Here is a 22,604-nt window from a genome sequence, read left to right as displayed (position 1 = left end):
CGCCAATGAAGGCCTTATGAGCAAATCACTCTCTGTTAGCGAATACTTTTCTTATTTTAAAGATAAGCGCTTAATCAATATTTTTATATTTGGTATGAGTAGTGGTTTCCCGTGGGTTTTAATTGGATCTGTTATGTCGGCATGGCTAAAAGATGAAGGCTTGAGCCGCAGTATGATTGGCCTATTTGGTATTGTGTTTGGCGCTTACAGCATCAACTTTTTATGGTCACCTCTAATAGACCGCTCAAAACTCCCCTTTTTATATAAATGGTTAGGCCAAAGGCGCAGTTGGATTCTATTTTGCCAAAGCTTTATGTTCATTGGCACTGTGATGTTAGCTGGCCTTGATTTAAAAGCTAATTTAGCAATTGCGGCGGGCATATGTTTACTAATCGCAGTAGCCTCAGCGACTCAAGACATCGCCATTGATGCATTTAGAATAGATACCCTAAACGAAAACGAATCGCACAAAGCCACTGCTGCTGCAGCCATGGCTACATCAGGTTGGTGGACAGGCTACGCGTTATTAGGTGCCATTCCTTTTTATATGGCCGATATTCCCTCTTTAGATTGGCCACAGGTATACTATTTTTTAGCCGCAGTAATGTTGCTTCTAATGAGCGGAGTGCTATTTGCTAAAGAGCCAAAATCAAACCGAGAAGCCGTTCATGCAGAGCTTGAACGTGTTTACATAGAAAAACTCGCCAATATAAAACAAACACCCTTTACCAAAGTTATTGCTTGGCTTGGCGTAACAGTAATAGACCCATTTAAAACCTTTTTTGCTAAAAATGGGGTTAAAACAGCCCTCGCGCTACTGGCGTTTATATTCTTATTTAAAATTGGCGAAGCGTTCTTAGGGCGCATGTCTATTGTTTTTTATAAAGAAATAGGTTTTAGCAATAGTGATATAGCTACTTTTTCGAAAGTAGGCACGGCAGTTTTAACCATCGCCTTTACGTTTGTAGGCAGCTTGTTTAATCAAAAATATGGCATTGTTAAGGGGCTATTTATAAGTGGCATTGCTATGGCGGCCTCTAATTTAGCATTTTCAGCTATTGCGCTTGTAGGACCAAATTTAGGGCTATATGCATTTGCCATTGTGATTGACGGTTTTACGCAGGCTTGGTCACTAGTTGCTATGGTCGCGTTTATATCAATGCTGTGCGATCGTGCTTTTAGTGCAACACACTATGCATTATTAGCTTCACTTGGTAATTTAGGCCGCACGCTGCTTTCTAGTTACAGTGGTGTAGTTATTGATGATTGGCTATTAGGAAATTGGGCGCTGTTTTTTGTTTTAACAGCTTTAATGGTTATACCGTCGTTGATATTTTTATATCTTATTAGGCATAAATTGTACGAGCTTGAGAAGAATTATCATAAAAATATTTAATGCATCCCTGCATTAACATATTGCTTAGCACTTTCAAGTGCCCCTTAAAGTGTACTAAGCAATGATTCAGTTAATCTACTTTTAATAAGCTTAAAGCTTCATGTGGATCAACTTCTAAGGCAGTACAATAGCGAACAAACTCAATAACATCTAAACGGCGCTCTTGGTTTTCAATTTTGCCGATAAACGAGTGAGGCGTTCCAAGCACTTGCGCTAGGCTTCGCATTGTATGACCTTTTTCGTGGCGCTTACTTTTAAGCCACTTTGTTAGCTTTGCATTTTCTTCAGAAGAAACTGTTTTGCCCATCATTTTACATCTCCTACTAGATGATTTGACTTACCCGTTAAAGCAGTAGTCTATCAATAGCTGTAGGCAAGTAAGCAGCCGCACTTATTTTTACTTCAATAGCAAGCTATCGCTTTATAAAGCACTTGTTGCTACTCCCACCCACATAGCCAAAAACACTACGCTACAAACGTGGTACATATTTTTATTAGGAATGAAATTTTGCCCGTCTCATTCTTGGATACATTATATACTATTAACACTTTGGTTAAATAACTAATTACTTACTCGGTACAGATTTAACCACTAACCAATATTTATAAACGCTGAATATTAACCCTAAGTATGCAAAAATATTAATAAATTTACTTTTTATATTAAAAAAATAAAAATATTTTTTATAACAATTTTATCGTTACATGTTTATGATTAAGCAATAATTAGCGTTAATAAAGGTTAAATAATGTTCAGACTTTTGTTTTTATTACCTATTGTACTGTGTTTAGGATGGTACTTTTTCCTACGACAAAACGGCGTACCTATTAAACAAGGTAAAAAAGGGTTCATGTATATATTAGGTTTTTCGGCTTTTGTACTGGCTTTTTTTGTATTCATAATGCAAATCACCGAATACAGCCAGAGTGAATTGTAGGCATTAAAAAAGCCGCAAATGCGGCTTTAATATATAAGCGTGTAGTTAATTAAACGCTAAAGCTTGCACCACAACCACAGGTTGTTGTTGCATTGGGGTTAGATACAAAAAAGCGTGCGCCTTCTAACCCTTCAGTGTAATCAACTTCACCATCTACTAAGTACTGAATACTCATAGGGTCAATAACCAGCGTTACACCATTTTTAACAATTTCTAAATCGCCAGGGTTCGCTTTTTCATCAAAGGTAAAACCATATTGAAAACCTGAACAACCACCACCTGTTACATAAACACGTAGTTTTAGCTCTGGATTTTCTTCTTCGTCGATTAACTGTTTTACACGTACAGCAGCTGCATCGCTGAACTTAATTGGTAATTCTTCAGACATTTTAAAACCCTCAATATCGCAATGGCGTGATTATCTAATACCCGAGTGTTTTAATCAAGTATAGTAAAACAACTCTTTCATCTAAGTTATACAGTTTAACAAGCTAAATTTTTTGTATATTTCAAAACTATTTTGCTTTTGCTTAGTGTAAGACCATACACAGTAATAATTGTTAATATAAGTTACAAAAATTTCAAAATCACAAGGACTTAGCTGAACTCTTTTGCTAAAATGTTCGCTGAAAAAATGTGGCGGAGAATACAGCATGTGGCTTGAGCGGCTCAGGCGTCGATTAGCAAAACCAAAAACATCCGTACAATTATGCCTATTAGGCGTAAGTGCCGGATTAATTGCCGCATTTTTTATCATTTTATTTCGCTTAACTATTCTGTTTTTTCAAAGCTTATTTTTAGAAACCCCAGACAACTTTACAACCTTACCTACGCTTGAACGTGTATTAATGCCTTTAATTGCAGCGCTACTTATAGCCACATTTGCAGCACTTACAGGTTTTAAGCATTACCGTTTAGGTATTCCGTTTGTTATTCACCGTATTAAACGTCACTACGGGCAAATGCCGCTATACAACACAGTAAACCAATTTGTTGGTGGCGCGCTTGCACTTATTAGTGGTTTTTCGGTGGGCCGCGAAGGCCCCTCTGTACACATGGGTGCTACTGGCGCGAGTATACTGGCCGATAAACTTCATTTACCCCATAACGCTATGCGTACGTTAAGCGGCTGTGGTGTTGCTGCGGGTATTGCGGCCTCATTTAACACCCCGCTTGCTGCTGTTATATTTGTTATGGAAGTAGTGCTTCGTGAATATAAGGTGCATATATTCGTACCTATTATGTTAGCAGCCGTAACAGGCGCACTAGCTACACAGTTTGTGTTTGGCGAAGGCTCAGAGCTTGCGCTTATTACAATAGCACCGCTAAGTGGCTGGCATTATCCATACTTAATTTTATGCGGAATGGCCCTAGGTGCTATTGCGTTTAGTTTTAATCAAAACTTAATGTTAATTATTAAAACATTTAAACCTTTAAGCATGTTCCCTCGTTTATTAATTGCAGGTTGCATTGCGAGCTTAATAGCTTACGCAGTACCTCACGCTATGGGCTCTGGTATGAGTGCAATTACCATTGCAGTTGAATCTCCTGATAACGTAAAGCTGCTAACGACTATTTTAATCGCTAAATTATTGGCCACACTATTTGCTATTGGCTTGGGTATTCCTGGCGGCTTAATTGGCCCAGTAATTGGGCTTGGGGTACTCATTGGTACACTAATGGCGTTTTTAGCTCAATATATAAGTCCAGGTACTGATATTGCTGGTACGTACGGTGTTTTAGGTATGGCTGGTTTATTAGCCGCGACACTGCACGCTCCCCTTGCAGCTTTAACGACAGTAATGGAACTTACCTCGTCGCCAGAAATAATAGTCCCAGCAATGATAGTGATTACGACTGCTTATGTAACTGCCCTGCAATTTTTTGGTAATCGCTCTATATTTTTACAGCAATTGGATTTTCAGGGATTACCCTATCATGTATCCCCAGCTACTGAAGCACTTCAAAAAGTAGGCATAATGGATGATATGGATGAAGACTTTAAGCTGCTGTACTCAGACGACAAAGAACAGATAAAAAACACTCTAGATGCTATGGACAGCCAAACACCACTAATAGTGTTTGATGAAGAAAATGGCTACCGACTTGCTGAGTACGATTTAACGCTTATGTCTGACCAAACCATAAATATTAACTACATTAGCCTGCAAGGTATAAGTAGCCAAGCAACCCTAGCTGATGCCTTTGATATTTTAAAAGACAAGCGTAGCGGTGCACTTTACGTCTATAACTTATTAGATAACCAACAAATCATGGGCTTATTACGCTGGGATCAAATAAATAATATTTTAACCATTCGTAACAGCTTACTTTAAACAGTTAGGAATTTTATGAGCGCTTTATTAATTTATAAAACACTGCACATTTTTTTTATGATTGCCTGGTTTGCCGGTATTTTTTATTTACCACGGCTATTTGTGTACCACGCAATGAGCGAAGAAAAAGCCTGTAACTCTATGCTTAAAGTGATGGAGCGTCGGTTACTCTTTTTTGTAACGCCATTTGCCATTTTAACGGCCGTTTTTGGTGTGCTCACCATTGTAGAATATGGCCGAGAGTGGTTTAGATACAGCATGTGGCTGCACTATAAACTAGCCCTCGTTATCATTTTATATATTTATCATGGTTACTGTTTTAAATTACTAAGCGACTTTAAACACGATAGAAATACTAAAACAGATCGGTTTTATCGTATTTTTAACGAACTCCCGGTTATCGCGCTACTTATTATTGTTGCTCTTGCGGTAATAAAACCTAATTTATAAGCGTTTCGGTGCATGTTAAACTGCGCCGCAATTTACAATACTTGTTATAACACGCGCGATTGCGTGCCCCATTTTTTTTTGGATTATCGCGCCCTTTTGATTGATTAGGAATAACCCCATGTTAAGTTTCCAAGGTGAGCATATACTGTCGGTAAATCAACTAGACAGAGACTGCATTGAACGTATTTTTGCAGTAGCAAAAAAAATGGAGCCTTATGCTAAAAAGCAAAAGCAAACAACAGTGCTTGAAGGCGCTATTTTAGCGAATTTGTTTTTTGAACCAAGCACGCGTACGCGCGTAAGTTTTGGCACCGCCTTTAACTTACTTGGTGGTGGTGTACGCGAAACAACCGGCATGCAAAGCTCTGCACTTGCAAAAGGTGAATCGCTTTACGACACTGCTCGCGTTATTTCAGCATACGCTGATGCCGTCGCTATGCGCCACCCTGATGCAGGCTCTGTAAGCGAATTTGCAGACGGTTGTACCGTACCAGTAATTAATGGTGGTGACGGCCCTAACGAGCACCCTACTCAAGCCTTGCTCGACTTACTAACTATTGAGCGTGAGCTAAATCGCTTTGATCAAAATATTGATGGCATGCATATAGCCCTTGTGGGCGATTTAAAATATGGCCGTACAGTGCATTCATTATCAAAACTATTGTGCCATTACAAAAACGTAAAGTTTTCGATGGTAGCACCAGACGGCTTGCAAATGCCAACGAGTATTTTAGATGCCGTAGAAAATGCAGGCCACAAAATTGAGTTAGTAAACAAAATGGAAGGCAATCTAGCAGCCGATATTGTTTACCAAACACGTATTCAAGAAGAGCGTTTTCCTTCACAAGAGGAAGCAAATAAATACCGTGGTGGTTTTAGAATAAGCCAATCTATTTATAATTCGCACTGTAAGCCAAACTCTGTACTGATGCATCCGCTGCCACGTGATAGCCGTTTAGAAGCTAACGAGCTTGATAACGACTTAAATAGTAACGACAATTTAGCAATATTCCGCCAAGTACAAAATGGCGTATTAATTCGTATGGCACTGTTTGCTTTAACACTCGGCGTAGAAAACAAAGTCGAGCAATATGAAGTAGACGTACCTTGGTTTAGCCGCAAACGCGACAGCTAAACACTTTTACCAAGCGACAATTTATAGGATTTTTCATGACAATTAGCCAAGATTTATTTAATCGTGCACAAACTTCAATTCCTGGTGGCGTAAATTCACCTGTACGTGCATTTAACGGTGTAGGTGGCACGCCACTATTTATCACTAAAGCCGAAGGTGCCTTCACTTTTGATGCCGATGGTAACCGTTATATCGATTATGTAGGTTCGTGGGGCCCAATGATCATGGGTCACAACCACCCAGCTATAAAACAAGCTGTACACGAAGCTGTAGAAAACGGCTTAAGCTACGGCGCACCTACCGAAGCTGAAATTTTAATGGCTGAAAAAGTAAAAGAGCTTGTCCCATCAATCGAAAAAGTACGTATGGTAAGCTCGGGTACCGAAGCCACTATGAGCGCAATTCGTTTAGCGCGTGGTTTTACTAATCGTGACAAAATCCTAAAATTTGAAGGTTGTTACCACGGCCATGCTGACTCATTATTAGTAAAAGCGGGCTCAGGTGCTTTAACAATGGGCGTGCCAAATTCACCAGGTATTCCTGAAGACTTTGCTAAGCACACACTAACAGTATCGTTTAATAACCTTGATGAAGTAAAAGCTATTTTTGAGAAATACGCAGACGAAATTGCCTGTATTATTGTTGAGCCAGTAGCGGGTAACATGAACTGTATTCCACCTGTTGAGGGTTTTTTAGAAGGCCTACGCGCAGTATGTGATGAATACAAGTCAGTGCTTATTTTTGACGAAGTAATGACGGGCTTTCGTGTTGCATTAGGTGGCGCACAAGCGTATTACAACATAAAACCTGACTTAACATGTTTAGGTAAAGTCATTGGCGGCGGCATGCCTGTGGGCGCATTTGGCGGTAAAACTGAAATAATGGATTACATTGCGCCGGTAGGCCCAGTTTACCAGGCGGGTACTCTTTCTGGTAACCCTATTGCAATGGCTGCTGGTTTAAAATCACTTGAGCTATTAAGTGAGCCTGGCTTACACGATAAGCTTGAAGCAATTTCTAAAGCAATTTGTGAAGGCTTTGAAGCAGGCGCTAAAAAAGCGGGTATTCCATTAACAACTAACTATGCTGGCGGCATGTATGGCTTTTTCTTCACTGATGCTGAAAAAGTGACAACTTACCAGCAAGCAACAGAATGTGATTTAGAACGCTTTAAGCGCTTTTTCCACTTAATGCTTGAAGAAGGTGTTTACCTAGCACCTTCTGCATTTGAAGCAGGCTTTGTGTGTGCAGCGCATACAGAGCAAGAAGTACAAGCAACCATTGAAGCAGCTGAACGCTCATTTGCTAAACTTTAGGATAATATAAATATTAAACGCTTGTTTTACCTATAATATTAAGACTAAAGATTGAAAAAAGCCCGAAAGGGCTTTTTTTATTTGTAAAGTAATATAAATGAATGATAATTAAACGTAACAAGGTCTATATATCTTCATCCCACTTTACAAAAAATAAGAGAGTCTTATGTCAGGATTACGCCAATTTGCCTCCCCTGCAATTCAGCTTATGGCAAATTTAAAATATAAAACAAAAATAAGCCTGATGTTTGGAATACTATTACTACCTCTTGCCTTAAGCCTATTTTTTTTAGTGTCGTTATTAAGTGAAAGTATTGCCGTTTCAAAAATGCAGCAACAAGGCTTAAAAGGCTACAGAGCAATACTTTCAAATCAGATGCAAGGCGATACCAGTAAAAGTATTAAAGTAGCCCGCGCCCTAGGCTTTAACATAAATAACGACCAAGCTGATGAAGTACTTGCACTTGTATCTATTCAATCTAACTTAGCGCTTGATAACCAACTTGCAAGTGCCTATGTAAATCGCTCCTTAGTAACACCAATTCCTGCACTTATAATGCAAATAAATGCGACAGCACAAAGTGCAAATACGGTATTGGCGAGTAATCGCTTTACGCCAGATACGTTTATCGCCCTTTCTAATTTAAGTAAATCTTTACCTTTATACGAGCTGCAGCTTGATAAAATATTGAGTGTGGCAACGAATGCAGATAAATCGGTTAATAAAGCACTAACGCCCTCACTCACTAATTTACACAGTGCAGTTGAGGCATTCAAAACAGCTATTGATAAAAAACTACTTGAGCCTGACGATATACAGCTAACGCAAGCCGAATTCACTCAATTAACAAACCAAGTGCACAACAGTATTAGCAAACTTGTTGATAAAAGTATTCCTACCCTTGAAACCCTTATTGAAAATAAACTTCAAACACAACAATGGATCAGAAACCTTGTACTAGCAGCATCTGTCGTAAGTTTACTCTTTGCGTTTTACTTGATGATAGGTTTTTACTTTGCAGTGGTCGATACTATTAATCGCTTTGCCGAAGCTGCGCAAAGAGCAGCAAATGGCGACTTAAATGCTGTTATCAACTCAAGTACTAATGATGAAATGGATATTATTGCAGCACGATATAATGCACTCCTTAATGCCTTTTCAAAACTTTTAGTGAATGTAAAAGCAAGTACTGTGGAACTATGTGGCGCCACTAAATCGCTTTCACAGGCAAGTAGCCAAACGAGTAACGATGTTGAAAAGCAGCAAGTACGCGTAAACGCGATTCATGATGCATTGAGTAATATGGAGCAAAGTGCGCTAAGTGTTGAAGACTCTGCTAATCAAGCAATGTTAACAGCACAAGATGCAGCGCAGCATGTAAAGCAAGGCTCTAACAACACCATGGAACTAGCCAAATACATGCAAGACCTTCAAGTTGAGTTTACCGAAAGCCAACAAGCCTTAGATAGACTCGCTCAAGACAGCCAAGAAATTAGTAAAGTAAGTAAAGGCATTAGCGAAATAGCCGATCAAACTAATTTATTAGCCCTAAACGCAGCAATAGAGGCCGCAAGAGCCGGTGAACATGGGCGTGGTTTTGCCGTGGTAGCTGATGAAGTAAGAACCCTTGCACAGCGTACACAAACCCAAACGCAAGAAATTCACCTAATTATTAGCTCACTCCAACAAGCTTCTGACGATACACAACAAAAAATGCGCTCAAGTGTCCAGAAGATGGAACAATCGGTAAAAGCCGCCACCGAAACAAACGATGTTTTACAAAGTGCAGAGCAAAGCATGGGTGATATAAAACACCAAGGCGAGGAAATAGCGCTTCGCGTTAAAGAGCAATCTAACGCAACCACACAAGCATTAAGCGATTCGCAAGAAGTAAGTAACTTAGCAGATCAAACTCTTCTCTCTGCGCAATCTACACTGCAAGACGCACAGCAACTCAGTCAGCTATCTGATGACTTAACTAAATCAATGCAGTTTTTTAAATCTTAATCTAATTAATACCCCATAAAAAAGCCGCTAAACAGCGGCTTTAATATTTTATATAGCTTTATAAGCTAGCGTATACATTGCGGTCTTGGTTCAAACTCACTGGCTCTCAATGGTAACTGAATGACCTTGCCACACCCTGGAGGGGCTTGTTTAGCGGTTTGTTCATTCACAAATGCCCAGCGTATTGAAGGTGGTCGTGTATCTGCTATTGCTTGCGGGTTAAGAGGTTTTAAATAACGAATATACGCTTCTAGTGCCCCTACACTGCCTGTTAAACCTGTACTCTTGTTATCATCCCGGCCTAGCCACGCTACCGTAACTGTATTTTGATCAAACCCTGCAAACCAGCTATCACGCAAATCATTACTAGTGCCAGTTTTACCTGCTAACTGAATTGATGGAAAGTGTAAATTTAAGCGTTTTGCAGTGCCGTCTTTAGTTACTCGCTTCATCGCATATTTAGTCATATACATTGCTGCAGTATCAAAACGAGGCTCCGCTTTTACCTCATGTTTATAAAGTACTTTACCTACAGAGTCAGTTAAGGCTGAAATTGCAGTAAGCTCTTTGTACTTACCATCACCAGCTATTGTTGTATAAAGCTGAGCCACTTCAAAGCTCGACATTTCTAAAGCGCCGAGTAATAACGATGGGTACTCGCCAATTCGCCCTTTTGCACCAAGGTCTCTAAGGGTATTTGCTACCTTATCAACCCCAACATCAAGACCTAAATTAACAGCAGGAATATTTATACTTTTACTAAATGCTTTATAGAGCGGCATTGCGCCGCGATATTGGTGATCAAAGTTCTCTGGTTGCCATATTTTACCTTGCTCATTAGTTACTTGTACTGGGGAGTCATCCAGCAGAGTTGCTAAATTATAATGCGGTAGCTGTAATGCCGTTAAATAAACGGCAGGTTTAACCAATGAACCTATATTACGCTTAGTATCTAATACTCGGTTAAAACCTGAGTAACGTACATCGCGCCCTGCAACTAAAGCTGATACACCGCCTTTTTCGACGTTTACTGAAATCATCGCCGCTTCAAGCTCTTTCGTATTTGGGCGTTTTTCTAAATACGGCAAACTTTTTTGAATCGATTCTTCCATTGCAGTTTGCTTTTGCAAGTCAAAATAAGTAAATACACGTACACCCGCGTCTAGGGTTTGCTGATCAGGCAATAGCTTGTTGAGCTCTCTGTTAACGAGTTCTAAATAACCAGGGTAAGATTTTTGTAAGCTTGCTTTCATCGGCGCAATATCAATTGGGCGTTTGAGCGATGCACGGTACTCTTTAGTACTTAAAAGTTTGTTTTCAACCATTAAGCGCAGTACTAAATCGCGGCGCTCCATAGTGCGCTCTTTATAACGACGAGGATTGTAGTAAGACGGCCCTTTAACCATAGCCACCAGCAATGCAATTTGATCGTATTCTAGTTCATCAACTGGTTTTGAAAAATAAAATTCAGACGCAAGGCCCATGCCGTGCACACCTTGGTTATAAGATTGACCTAAATAAACCTCATTTAAGTAAGCTTCTAAAATCTGATCTTTTGAATAACGGTAATCTAAAATAAGCGCTATAAAGGCTTCATTTATTTTGCGAACTAAAGAGCGTTCACGCGTAAGATATATATTTTTTGCAAGCTGCTGCGTTAAGGTACTCCCACCTTGAACGGTTCGCCCTGCTTTAATATTTGAATAAAGCGCACGCAAAATAGAAAATACCGACACACCGTGATGTTGATAAAAATCACGATCCTCTACCACCAGTAGCGTATCTTTCAGCATGGATGGGAATTTATCGAGCGGTACAAATTCTCTATCTTGTTTTGAATCATTACCTATTCGTGCTATTTGCACAGGCTCTAAGCGAGCACTGTTTAGGCGCCTACCAAATTTATCTTTAATGGTTGCTACTTTTTGCCCTGCAAAACGCAGTTCAATAATATGTGATTCTTCAAGACCATCGTAAAATTCAAAATCACGGCGATAAATTTTTATACTGTCGGCTGTTTTTACAAACTGTCCTGTGCGGCTTAGTCTATTAACTGACGAATAATTGAGACGTTCAAGCTCCCATACAACCTCTTGGCTAGATAAAAACTGCCCGGGGTAAAACTCCATAGACCGAGCGTATACTTGAGCTGGTAACTGCCATTTATTACCTTCGAATATACGTGTTGTTTTTGAATCTAAATAAATAAAGTACATCGCCATAGCAATAAAAACAGCTAAGCTCAATTTCCAAAAAATAGACCATGTTTTTCTCATAAATGAGCGTTTAACAACAGTGTTTGAAGTTTTTTTAGTCGTTTTTGATTTAGCTTTACGCGGCGAGCTGGTAGCTTTAGATGCACGCTTAGGAGTGGTTTTACTACTGGGTGTTTTTTTGTTATCAGCCATTTAAGTGTAATTTATTCCAAGGTTTATTCACGAGTGTGAGCTTAGCATATTGGGTATAGCCTAACACCTGAAAAGTTAACCTTCCCTGAAACGAAAAAAAGCCCTACCGAGGTAGGGCTTTGCAGAACACATAATGATATAAATTTTTTGAATTAGTTACTGCGAACAGATACAAATTCTGGGTAAGCATCAACACCACAATCGTGTTGGTCCATACCGCTTAACTCTTCTTCTTCGGTTACGCGGATACCCATAGTTTGCTTTAAAATAGCCCATACAATAAATGAAGCTACAAAAACAAAGGCTAAGATAGTCACTAAACCAATAAGCTGTGTTACAAAGTTAGCATCGCCGTTAGATACAGGTACTAACATAATACCTAGCGCGCCACACACACCGTGTACAGAGATTGCACCCACTGGGTCATCAATTTTAGCTTTATCAAGAGCAACAATGCTAAATACAACCAGTGAACCACCTAAAATACCTAGTAAACAAGCCATTAATGGAGATGGTGAAAGTGGGTCTGCTGTAATAACCACTAAACCTGCTAATGCGCCGTTTAGTACCATAGTTAAATCAGCTTTACCCCATAACACTTTACATACAAACAGTGCAGCAATTGCACCCATTGCAGCAGCAGCGTTAGTATTAAGTAAAATTTGACCTACAGCCGTTGCATTTTCTTTATCTGAAAGAAGTAATTGCGAACCACCGTTAAAACCAAACCAACCCATCCATAAAATAAACGTACCTAATGTAGCAAGTGGTAGGTTAGAACCTGGAATTGGGTAAATTTCACCGTTTTTACCGTATTTACCTTTACGAGCACCTAACAGTATTACACCCGCTAAAGCAGCTGCAGCACCGGCACCATGAACAATTGCAGAGCCTGCAAAGTCAACAAAGCCCATTTCTGATAAGAAACCGCCGCCCCATGTCCAGTAACCTTCCATTGGGTAAATAAAACCAGTTAAAACAACTGCAAATGCTAAGAAAGCAAATAACTTCATACGTTCAGCAACCGCACCCGATACAATCGACATAGCCGTTGCAACAAATACTACTTGGAAGAAAAAGTCAGATTCTAATGAATGGTCAGCATCGGCCGCTTCTGTGCCAATTAATGCGCCTATCGAAGGGATAATGCCGCCTTCGCCATTGTCTACATACATAATGTTGTAGCCAACTAATAAAAACATGGTACATGCGATAGAGTACAGCGCCACGTTCTTCGTTAAAATTTCAGTGGTATTTTTAGAGCGAACTAAACCCGCTTCTAACATGGCAAAACCTGCTGCCATCCACATTACTAATATTCCCGATATCAAAAAGTAAAAGGTATCGAGTGAAAATTTGAGTTCTACAATTGTGTTTTCCATTAATCAGCCCCCTTAAATTGCTTCTTCATCAAGTTCGCCTGTACGGATACGAACAATTTGATCTAAGTCGTACACGAAAATTTTGCCGTCACCAATTTTACCTGTTGAGGCAATTTTAGTGATTGCTTCAACAACGCGTTGGCAATTTTCAGTACGAGTTGCAATTTCAAGTTTGATCTTAGGAATAAAATCGACTTGGTATTCTGCACCACGATATAACTCTGTATGACCTCGTTGACGTCCAAAACCCTTAACATCAACTACTGTCATCCCCTCAATTCCTAAATCAGCGAGTGCTTCACGCACGTCATCTAATTTAAATGGTTTTATGATTGCACTAATCATTTTCATAGCGGCCCCCTCGGACTCTTTATTGTTATCCTGTTGGCTTAAACAATCCAACCTTTGTGCCACTATTAAAAATGATTAAGTTTCATAAACTTAAATAGAAATGAGTAATTAAAAACAAAAAAAACGCACCAACACGGTGCGCTTTTTTTACAACTCAGCTACATTGGTGCACCATTTAGTGCTGCACCGGTGTCGGGGCTTTAAAGGTGCTAAACAACACAATTTCTGCCTTTGTTTTTAGCTTCGTACAAGGCTTTATCTGCTGTGCGCATTGCATCAGTTAAACTTGTATTTTGAAAGTGAGCTAAGCCTATACTGGTCGTAATTTTCAGTGCTTTATCACTGATTGAGAAATCATAATTCGCCATTTTCTTTCTGAAAGCTTCAAAGTATTCACGCCCTCGTGAAAGCTCTATTTCAGGTAAAATAATGGCAAACTCTTCTCCACCCACACGGGCTACTGTAAATTTAGCAAATGTTGTACGTATTAACGCCCCCACCTGTTTTAAGGCCTGATCGCCCCCTTCATGGCCGAATGTATCGTTAATATTTTTGAAAAAGTCGATATCGAGTAACGCGAGAGTATTGTTTTGGTTTTTATTTTTTAGTAGCTTTTCTGCATACTGATAAAAATAACGTCGGTTGTATAAACCCGTAAGGTGATCTCTGTGCGCGCTCTCTTTAATGTCAGCAATTAAAGAAAGCTGCTCCATAGTTTGCAAAACACGACAATGAAACTCTTCGTTCATAAATGGCTTTGTTAAAAAGTCATTTGCGCCATATTTAATAAACCGCGCCGATAAACCATGTTTGCCAGCTCCAGATAGGCCAATAATCCCTAAATCATCGCGGCCTCTAAAGTTACGTACTGCTTTAACCAGCTCAAAGCCATCCATTGAGGGCATTGCATAGTCTGTCATCAGCAGTTTTATGTCTGGGTTTGCTTTTAATATTTCAAGTGCTTGCTGCCCATCGTGTGCATCGGTTACATCAAACAGTTGCTTTTCAAGCATTTGCTTCATCAACGAGCGACTTAATAGTGAATCATCTGCAATTAAGGCTTTGCACCCTTGGTTTCTTAAAAGCTGTGCAACCAATTTAACGGCATAATGGTATGAGTCGCGGTTATCTTTAATAACGTAATCGATCACACCTAGCTCTAGCATTTGCTGGCGCTTGTATTCATCTATTTTCGAAGTGAGCACAACAGTGGGGATTTTATGAGACAAAGTGTACTTTGCAACTTCACCATTGGGAGCATCAGGTAAGGTTAAATCAACCAATGCTAATGTATAGTCGTGTTTATCTACAAACGCTTCACATTCAGCTAAAGACCAAGCAAAATCAACTGCCACATCGAGATACTGCGCAGTTAAGTGGCGTAATACCTGCTGAACTACTTTACTGTCTTCAACCACTAATACTCTTTGCATAAAGCTTCTCTTACCTTAAATAAATTTGTAGCCGTGCTACAAATACAACACTTAAACTATTCAGCCTGGTTACTAAATAACTTTAATTTAAACATCCGGTGTGAGTGCTATGAAATGCTAAAAAGCAGAATCCATTTACTTTTTTGAATTGCTCGCATTCAAAATCAATACAAGCGATGTGTAATATAACCGATTTTGGCAGTTATCTAAATATTGAAAACAGCGGTAAATCCTTGAAAGTATACTATACGTCCTTTTGGGGCGTGTAGACCCTCCAATGCTCAATTTGTTCAACCGAGTGAAGAGCATATTTTACTTAACCAGTATTATCGGCCACTTGTCTCAATACTTTTGTTATTTATGTCATTAATGTTTTTAATGGTGTATCAACAATAATAAGGACCTTTCATGAAGCTTAGTCGTATTATAAGTTTACCAATAACTATCATTGCCATATTTATAACTACCTCGTCATTTGCAGATAACCAACGCCGTATTGACGTAGACAGTAAAGTTGTTACCCAGCATAAAGCCAAAATTAATGGCGAGCGCTTCTCATACACTGCAACTACAGGCACACAGCCAGTGTGGGATGATAAAGGCGATGCGGTTGCTACACTACAATACACTTACTACACTCGCGATAAGGTAGACGATAAAGCAAGTCGTCCGTTACTTATTTCATTTAACGGTGGGCCAGGCTCGGCTTCTGTTTGGATGCACTTGGCCTATACTGGCCCAAGAGTGTTAAAAATCGATGACGAAGGCTACCCTATTCAGCCCTACGGCGTAAAAGATAACCCTTATTCTGTTCTTGATATTGCCGACATTGTGTATGTAAACCCTGTAAATACAGGCTACTCACGCGTGCTAGAAAATGATAAAGGCGAGCTTTTATCAAAAACTCAGCAAAAAGAAATGTTTTTTGGCGTAAAAGCCGACATTAAATATTTAGCTGAGTGGCTAAATACATTTGTAAATAGAGCTGAGCGTTGGCGCTCTCCTAAATTTTTAATTGGTGAAAGCTATGGTACTACGCGCGTATCAGGGCTTGCTCATGAGCTTCAAAACAGCCAATGGATGTACATTAATGGGGTTGTATTAGTTTCGCCAACCGATATTGGTTTAAAACGCGACGGCCCAATCAAAGCGGCTAATCGCTTGCCTTACTTTGCCGCGACTGCTTGGTATCACAAAGCACTTAGTGCAGACCTACAAGCTAAAGACTTAGATGACTTATTACCTGAAGTAGAACAATTTACAGTCAATGAATTAATTCCTGCGCTCGCTAAAGGCGGCTTTATTGAAGCTGAGGAAAAACGTCGTATTATTAAAAAAATGGCGCACTATGCAGGTTTATCAGAAAAATTTGTTGAGCAAAATAACTTAGATATTCCCACTCAATTTTTTTGGAAAGAGCTATTACGTGAAAGAGGACAAACAGTAGGCCGTTTAGATTCTCGTTATTTAGGTATAGATAAGCGCGATGCTGGTGAGTCACCTGATTACTGGGCTGAGCTTACTTCTTGGTTACACTCTTTCACTCCTGCAATTAATCACTATTTACGTGAAGAACTAAACTATAAAACAGATGTAAAATATAACCTGTTTGGAAATGTCCACCCGTGGGATAGAACAGGTAATAATACCGGTGAAAATTTACGTTTAGCTATGGCGCAAAACCCATACCTCAATGTGATGATTCAATCAGGTTATTATGACGGTGCTACTAATTACTTTGATGCAAAATATACTCTGTGGCAATTAGACCCAAGCGGAAAAATGAAAAACCGTTTAAGCTTTAAAGGTTATCGCAGTGGCCATATGATGTACCTTCGCCATGCCGATTTAAAAAGCTCTAATAACGACCTACGTGGTTTTATTGAACAATCACTTCCTAAAAACGGTCAAGCTGCTAAATATTAAACGCTTTTATAGCACGCAATAAATGGCTCAAATTGAGCCATTTTTTATGTCTGTTTTTCATACCTTAAGCAATAGCTTTTAAGTTGAGTGACCACCTCGTTAAACGATACTTCCAGGTTTTGCATGTGCTCAATATCAACTGAACTACCCTCTGCAAGTGATTCAATTTTTTGACATATATCTGCTAATTTAATAGCCCCTACTGACTTAGAAGACGATTTTAATGCGTGAGCTTGAAAAGCTAAATCTGTGTAATTGTTATTTTTAGCGTATGCACCTGCAAGCTTTACCTGCTCACCCGCAGTTTGTAAAAAAGCATTAAACACCATGCAATGTACCATCGGGTCATCACCTAGCATTGATCTAAGCAAAGGAAGATCTAATTGATCAAATGCGCTTGATTTTACACCTGCTAATTTGCTTTGCTGAGGCTGTGTATTCATCATGGTTTGAGAGTGTTCCATGAGCAGAGATTTAAGCTTAACAAGCTCAATAGGTTTAGTTAAAAAACCATTCATACCTGCATTATAACAATTATCTATATTGTTTTTAGTAATGTTAGCTGTGATGGCTATTATAACTAATTCATTAAATTGACGATCATTACGTATTTTTTTAGCAAGCCCAAGCCCATCAAGTAAAGGCATTTGAATATCTGTTAATAAAATATCAAACGAGCTGTTTTGCAATGCTTGCCATGCTTGCTCTCCATTACTTACAAAGGTTGAACTTACACCTAACATAGTGAGCTGCTGCTTTAATACTTGCTGATTAGTAACCTGATCCTCAGCGACCAATACTTCAAGCGTAGGAAGGCTTACTGTGCTTAGGTTTTGCTTTGTTACTTCACGTGTATGATCTGCTAAAGGCTGATTTTCTTGTTCAAAATAGTTAAATGTTAAAGTAAAACACGATCCTTTGTTTTGTTCGCTCGCAGCTCTAAGCGCGCCTTGCATGCGCTCTACTAATTGCTTAGTTATCACTAAGCCTATTCCGGTGCCATGCACCTTGCTGGTTTCGGCTCCTAAGCGGTCAAAAGGTTTAAATAACCGGTTAATATCGCCTGGTGCAAAACCACATCCGGTATCCACAACGTCTATTTCACATTGTTTATTACTTAGTACCCTGCAGTTAATATTAATACTGCCATCAGGCTTATTATATTTTATGGCATTAGATAGCAAGTTAAGCATAACTTGTTTAAAGCGTCGTTGGTCTACGTAGATACTTAACCCTTCAAGCTCGTCAAAGCCTTGAGTATGGATTGAGATTGATTGGCCTTTGGCAAGCTCACTAACAAGCTCTACGGAGCTCTCTAAAATGCTTTTTAATGGGGCATAATCAAAGGTGAACTGCATATTACCCGACTCTATTGCCGTTAAATCAAGTACATCATCTATTAGTAATAATAAATGCTCACCTGCTTGATAAATGCTTTGACCGTTTTCCTTATGTATTTTATTGGCTTGCTCATCATATTCATATAGCTGTGCAAGCCCTAAAATAGCATTAAGCGGTGTTCTTAATTCGTGGCTCATACTGGCCATAAAATCAGACTTCGCCTTACTTGCTGACTCAGCTTGAATACGTAAACTGTTTAGCTTTTGATGATTGCTCGCAACTTCGTTAACCATATTATTAAAAGCACTGATCACACTGCCCACTTCATTTTTTTGCTTTTTTTCAATATGGCAATCAAAGTCGCCTTTTGCTAAACGTGCAAATGACTGCTTTAACTCTCTAAGTGGCGATGTAACCCTATAATCAACAAGCCAGGCAACAGCTATAAATACAATAGCTAAAATCATTAATTGTATAGAGATCAGCGTGTAATGGAGCTTTGAGGACTGATCAATTTCGTTTTTAAAATTAACGACTAAGCTAATATAGGCAAGTGGTTTATCTAAAAATTCAACCTGCTGGGTAAGTAGCATATCGCCATTATTGGCAGTACCTATCCAATCATCAAGCGGGTATAGTTGGTTTTCTGTTTGCGCATCAATAATTTTAATGCCTTTCCAGTTTGAGTGTATTTGCAGTTGACTGTCTAGCTCTTCGTATAACTCTGCATATTGTCTGGTAAGTAGTGGTGTAGTAATTGATGTTGATAGCTGAACAAGCGATAGCTGCGCCGACTTTGATAAATCATCATTTACCCAGCGAGCTTGCTCTGGCAATGCATAAAAAATAAATAGGCTGGCCATGAGCAAACCACAAAGCAATACAACAATAAAGCTTTGCGCCCTTAAACTTCTAAACCCTCTAATTTTCAACATAAAACTCACGTAATCCCCAACGGGATAACTGCTGATATTCAGCTAAAGTAGCAGCTTCTGGAATATTAATAGGGATACCCTCAAGTAAATGTTTGTAGCTAGGGTTTTTACCTATTTGTAAAATAGCCTGCTGTACTTTTAGCTGTACTTGCTCTTTTACTCGAGGGTGGCCAACAATTGGATGGCGGCTTATTTCACGTGTTTTATAAATAATTTTAAGCTTACTTTGTAAGCTTTTAGATTGTTGCTTCAATGTACCTAGCACCCCACCACCCGCTTTAGTAGAGTTAAGAGCAACGTTTAGATATACAGAGGAGTGAGTTTGTACATAAACTGGTTTTATTTTTAAGCCATAAAGTAAAGCTAAGTCGGCACGCATTAATAAAGATGCGCCTAATGCATTAGGCGCGGGAAAGGCAATTTCAGCGCCCTCTAATTCATTAACATTACCAATACCACTATTTTCGTTAACAACTAACACACCTTGTAGCTTTCTGCTTGCGTCTTTTATTAGAGGTAAATAGCCCTGTTTTTCAAAAGCAATTACGCTGTGCCATGGGTTCATGTATGCAAAGTCGTACTCCCCATTAGCAAACGCTTGTTCAAACACTGGGATAGACTCAACGGTTACTAATCTAATTTTTATACCTGCTTGTTTAGATACTTGCTCAAGCAAGGGTTGCCAAATAGCATTTAGCTTTTGAGATTCATACTGAGGCACTACACCAAATGTGTATTCTTTGGCAAATAAGCATGAACAATGTAATAAACATAATAACGTAACTACAAACTTCATCAGCACTCCTAAATATAGTTACTAAGTTTCTTATAATTAATAGCTTAGTTAACGAACACTAAACTCACCATAAAATTATTATTCAACCTCACATCTTTAGTTACATTTTCCTGGTTTTATAATAGGCAATGTGGCGGCATAGCTTTTTTGGGTAAGTATATTTCGCAGATTAATTAAAGTTTTGTAGGTACTTTTTAGGCCCACTTTATTATTAAGCCATGTAGGAATAGCTCCACTAGGTAGCGCATATATTTGATACTCAATATGTAAAGCGCTCGCTTGCTGAGTGAGTAGCCAAGTTGCATTTAATGTACGTACTCTTACAGCATTTTCTTTTTCAGCAAGAGCATTAGGGCGTGCCGCAATAAGTAATTTACTTTGTTGAGCATTTATTTTTGAGTAACAAGAGTAAGTAATACTATCTCTATTGGCTACTGGCCAAGGGGAGTCAAAGTAGCTATATACAAGGTTTTCATGGGGGCTTATGTGCTTAATAACCTCTACTAGAGATACATTTTCGAGCCATTGGGGTGCGGCATCGGTATCGCTAAGTAGCTCTAAAAAATCGTTGGTGGATACATCTTCCACGCTCATCTGCGCTTTTACTTCAAAAGTATTATTACTATGGCTTTGGTAGTATACGCTTACGCCATTTTTGCTTTTATATAAGTGCCATAATGTTTCAGCTTTTATATTAAAACTTACTGCTAACGCTATATATAAAAAGCACTTTTGTAATTTAATGATTTTACAAAAGTGCTTATTCATTATTGCCAGTAAGGCTCTATATCAAATGAAGCTAAACGGCTTTGCTCCATAGCACTTACTAAATACTCAGATTTTTGCTCAAGCCAAGATTGAATTTTAGCTAATTGCTCGTCCTCTTGCCCTGCACAAAGCTGCTTTAGATACTCAAGAGTACTTAGCTCATATATACCATGAGAAATATCAAGCCAAGGTAATCTAAACTCTAAACGCTCTTCTTTATCAAATAATGAGCCTAAACAATTACCACTCAGTAAGCTATTTTCAAGCTGGGTTCGCAAGTTTAAATACGCAGTTACATCAAGTATTTTTTCTTTAGGTAATAATTCGTGAAGGTTTTTCCAGTCTTTATTAAAAAGTCTTTTAGCGATAGACGCTACGCTTTGCTCCGCTGCTTGAAGCTCAACTTGCCCCCAATCTTTTCGCCAATGCTTGTCTATTAACCATGTAGTTAACGATAACAATAAGCGATTATATCGAGCGCTATGAAACAGTGCATTTATATCATCAATGCTTGGCTGTAATTCTTTTAAATCACCAATAACTTGAGCAAGTGCTGGCGCTGCATTAATTTTTTTATAAAAAGCATGGCGTTTAGACGTGTATGTTTTAAGTTGAATTGCATTTTCTACCCATGCTAATTCACTTAAAAGCCATTTAAGCTCTGTACGAAGATGATCGGTGCTTTCTTTGGAAACTATATCGTCGTAAAGCCAAAATGTATGACGAATTAAGCTAATGCCATCGGTAACACGCTTGAGCGTTTTTAAACTTGGCTTATCGAAATAACATTGCTCATGTTTTTGCACAAAACGAATACCAAAATTCATGGCTTCTATAAGTGCTTTCTCTTGGCTCGCAGAATTTGGTAATTTTACAAAACCAATAGATTTGCTGGGCATTAATGGATTTTCGTCCGCAAGGCGATAACCACGTGCCGCTTTAGAATACAAACCTAAGCGAATACAGTTTTGACTAACAAGCTTATCGGCTAAAGCAAATAGCTCACTGCGGCTACCTTCAACCAATTCAATTTCAAGCTCGCTGATAATTTCAATTTTACCTGCTGCTGCAATTTCGCCTTTATCAAGTACCACTTCAATTTTAGCGCCACTTTCGGTTTCTATTAACCAGGTGCGGCGGATAAAGTTAGTACTAAATATTGGATACAAGTTTTTAGAAATAGCACTTACTTGCATACCGTGCGGCCAAATAGAGGCATCAAACGCCATTAAATTAGGGCGGTTAGAATCAATAGGCAAATTATACTCAGGTCGCTGATGCAAACCACCGACTACTTCACCTGCAAGCTTTATAGTTTGCTCACATTGGCTGTCGGCACACCGGGTTCTAAAGCCAATATCAAGCGCTCTTAACTCACGGCTTGGTGTATCGTAGTATGCGTTTTGTAAGCTGCGTGACGGTTTATTATTAACCGTTTTTGCAAATTGAGTAATTAACGAGGGGATCAGTGGAATTACGGCATCTGATACCAAAAACTTCAGTTCTATCTCAGTATCCATTCGGTCTGCGGATTACCTTTAAAATAAATAAGTGCCCAAAATAAACAAAGCGCCTTAACAATGCAAATTTTTTAGCCTTATTTTAGGGCCTGTTGACCTTTCAGGATTAGAATTTGTTCAATCTAGGGGCGGTTTAATCTCGGCGCGAGGTTTGTAACCTAGTGG

General features: G+C 39.0%; 18 protein-coding genes. 8 read left to right on the top strand and 10 right to left on the bottom strand.

Annotation, left to right across the window (positions count from 1 at the left end; translation table 11 throughout):
- Nucleotides 1–16: 16 nt before the first annotated feature.
- Nucleotides 17–1,396, top strand: coding sequence for an AmpG family muropeptide MFS transporter (locus tag CWC11_RS11625; RefSeq protein WP_138682831.1), 1,380 nt, complete (start codon nucleotides 17–19; stop codon nucleotides 1,394–1,396).
- A gap of 70 nt (nucleotides 1,397–1,466) precedes the next feature.
- Here the strand turns inward: CWC11_RS11625 and CWC11_RS11620 are convergent, their stop codons facing one another.
- Nucleotides 1,467–1,706 (bottom strand): helix-turn-helix domain-containing protein, encoded by a 240-nt coding sequence (locus CWC11_RS11620; protein ID WP_007584874.1) that lies wholly within the window; start codon nucleotides 1,704–1,706, stop codon nucleotides 1,467–1,469.
- 439 nt (nucleotides 1,707–2,145) lie between these two features.
- Between CWC11_RS11620 and CWC11_RS23335 the strand changes: the two genes are divergently transcribed.
- On the top strand, nucleotides 2,146–2,334 hold the full coding sequence (locus tag CWC11_RS23335) for a hypothetical protein (protein WP_138682830.1): 189 nt from the start codon (nucleotides 2,146–2,148) through the stop codon (nucleotides 2,332–2,334).
- 49 nt (nucleotides 2,335–2,383) lie between these two features.
- Here the strand turns inward: CWC11_RS23335 and erpA are convergent, their stop codons facing one another.
- Nucleotides 2,384–2,722: an iron-sulfur cluster insertion protein ErpA gene (gene erpA / locus CWC11_RS11610; RefSeq protein WP_008169708.1), complete on the bottom strand. Its 339-nt coding sequence runs from the start codon at nucleotides 2,720–2,722 to the stop codon at nucleotides 2,384–2,386.
- A 265-nt stretch (nucleotides 2,723–2,987) separates the two neighbouring features.
- Between erpA and CWC11_RS11605 the strand changes: the two genes are divergently transcribed.
- The 5 genes from CWC11_RS11605 to CWC11_RS11585 all read left to right on the top strand — a co-directional run bounded on the left by CWC11_RS11605 (nucleotide 2,988) and on the right by CWC11_RS11585 (nucleotide 9,579).
- A complete protein-coding gene (locus tag CWC11_RS11605) occupies nucleotides 2,988–4,670 on the top strand; it encodes a chloride channel protein (protein WP_138682829.1) in 1,683 nt (560 codons plus the stop codon).
- Between the two features lie 15 nt (nucleotides 4,671–4,685).
- Nucleotides 4,686–5,120, top strand: coding sequence for a CopD family protein (locus CWC11_RS11600; protein WP_138682828.1), 435 nt, complete (start codon nucleotides 4,686–4,688; stop codon nucleotides 5,118–5,120).
- A 118-nt stretch (nucleotides 5,121–5,238) separates the two neighbouring features.
- The gene (locus CWC11_RS11595; RefSeq protein ID WP_058547253.1) at nucleotides 5,239–6,255 is read left to right on the top strand and encodes an aspartate carbamoyltransferase; all 1,017 of its coding nucleotides are present in this window, start codon (nucleotides 5,239–5,241) and stop codon (nucleotides 6,253–6,255) included.
- Between the two features lie 35 nt (nucleotides 6,256–6,290).
- Nucleotides 6,291–7,571, top strand: coding sequence for a glutamate-1-semialdehyde 2,1-aminomutase (gene hemL / locus CWC11_RS11590; RefSeq protein ID WP_058547252.1), 1,281 nt, complete (start codon nucleotides 6,291–6,293; stop codon nucleotides 7,569–7,571).
- Between the two features lie 166 nt (nucleotides 7,572–7,737).
- Nucleotides 7,738–9,579 (top strand): methyl-accepting chemotaxis protein, encoded by a 1,842-nt coding sequence (locus CWC11_RS11585; protein ID WP_138682827.1) that lies wholly within the window; start codon nucleotides 7,738–7,740, stop codon nucleotides 9,577–9,579.
- 65 nt (nucleotides 9,580–9,644) lie between these two features.
- Here CWC11_RS11585 and mrcB read toward each other — a convergent pair whose 3' ends face one another.
- From mrcB to CWC11_RS11565, 4 genes are all read right to left on the bottom strand, one after another.
- Nucleotides 9,645–11,987, bottom strand: a complete 2,343-nt coding sequence (gene mrcB, locus CWC11_RS11580; RefSeq protein WP_138682826.1) for a penicillin-binding protein 1B — start codon at nucleotides 11,985–11,987, stop codon at nucleotides 9,645–9,647.
- A gap of 152 nt (nucleotides 11,988–12,139) precedes the next feature.
- Nucleotides 12,140–13,369: an ammonium transporter AmtB gene (locus tag CWC11_RS11575; protein ID WP_058547249.1), complete on the bottom strand. Its 1,230-nt coding sequence runs from the start codon at nucleotides 13,367–13,369 to the stop codon at nucleotides 12,140–12,142.
- Between the two features lie 12 nt (nucleotides 13,370–13,381).
- A complete protein-coding gene (locus CWC11_RS11570) occupies nucleotides 13,382–13,720 on the bottom strand; it encodes a P-II family nitrogen regulator (protein WP_004587162.1) in 339 nt (112 codons plus the stop codon).
- A gap of 209 nt (nucleotides 13,721–13,929) precedes the next feature.
- Nucleotides 13,930–15,153: a response regulator gene (locus CWC11_RS11565; protein WP_138682825.1), complete on the bottom strand. Its 1,224-nt coding sequence runs from the start codon at nucleotides 15,151–15,153 to the stop codon at nucleotides 13,930–13,932.
- 408 nt (nucleotides 15,154–15,561) lie between these two features.
- On the opposite strand from CWC11_RS11565, the gene CWC11_RS11560 reads away from it, so the two are divergent.
- The gene (locus CWC11_RS11560) at nucleotides 15,562–17,079 is read left to right on the top strand and encodes a S10 family peptidase (RefSeq protein WP_138682824.1); all 1,518 of its coding nucleotides are present in this window, start codon (nucleotides 15,562–15,564) and stop codon (nucleotides 17,077–17,079) included.
- A gap of 44 nt (nucleotides 17,080–17,123) precedes the next feature.
- Here CWC11_RS11560 and CWC11_RS11555 read toward each other — a convergent pair whose 3' ends face one another.
- From CWC11_RS11555 to CWC11_RS11540, 4 genes are all read right to left on the bottom strand, one after another.
- Nucleotides 17,124–19,355, bottom strand: a complete 2,232-nt coding sequence (locus tag CWC11_RS11555; protein ID WP_138682823.1) for an ATP-binding protein — start codon at nucleotides 19,353–19,355, stop codon at nucleotides 17,124–17,126.
- Nucleotides 19,342–20,151, bottom strand: a complete 810-nt coding sequence (locus CWC11_RS11550) for a phosphate/phosphite/phosphonate ABC transporter substrate-binding protein (RefSeq protein WP_138682822.1) — start codon at nucleotides 20,149–20,151, stop codon at nucleotides 19,342–19,344. The genes CWC11_RS11555 and CWC11_RS11550 overlap by 14 nt, the downstream gene beginning before the upstream one ends.
- A 96-nt stretch (nucleotides 20,152–20,247) precedes the next feature.
- Entirely contained in the window at nucleotides 20,248–20,919 is a 672-nt protein-coding gene (locus CWC11_RS11545) for an START domain-containing protein (RefSeq protein ID WP_138682821.1), read from the bottom strand.
- The gene (locus tag CWC11_RS11540) at nucleotides 20,919–22,439 is read right to left on the bottom strand and encodes a CYTH and CHAD domain-containing protein (RefSeq protein WP_138682820.1); all 1,521 of its coding nucleotides are present in this window, start codon (nucleotides 22,437–22,439) and stop codon (nucleotides 20,919–20,921) included. Before CWC11_RS11540 ends, CWC11_RS11545 begins: the two co-directional genes overlap by 1 nt.
- Nucleotides 22,440–22,604 lie beyond the last annotated feature (165 nt).

This window comes from Pseudoalteromonas sp. S3178, assembly GCF_005886985.1.
Taxonomy (GTDB): Bacteria; Pseudomonadota; Gammaproteobacteria; order Enterobacterales; family Alteromonadaceae; genus Pseudoalteromonas; species Pseudoalteromonas carrageenovora.
This window is presented reverse-complemented; position numbering and strand designations above follow the sequence as displayed.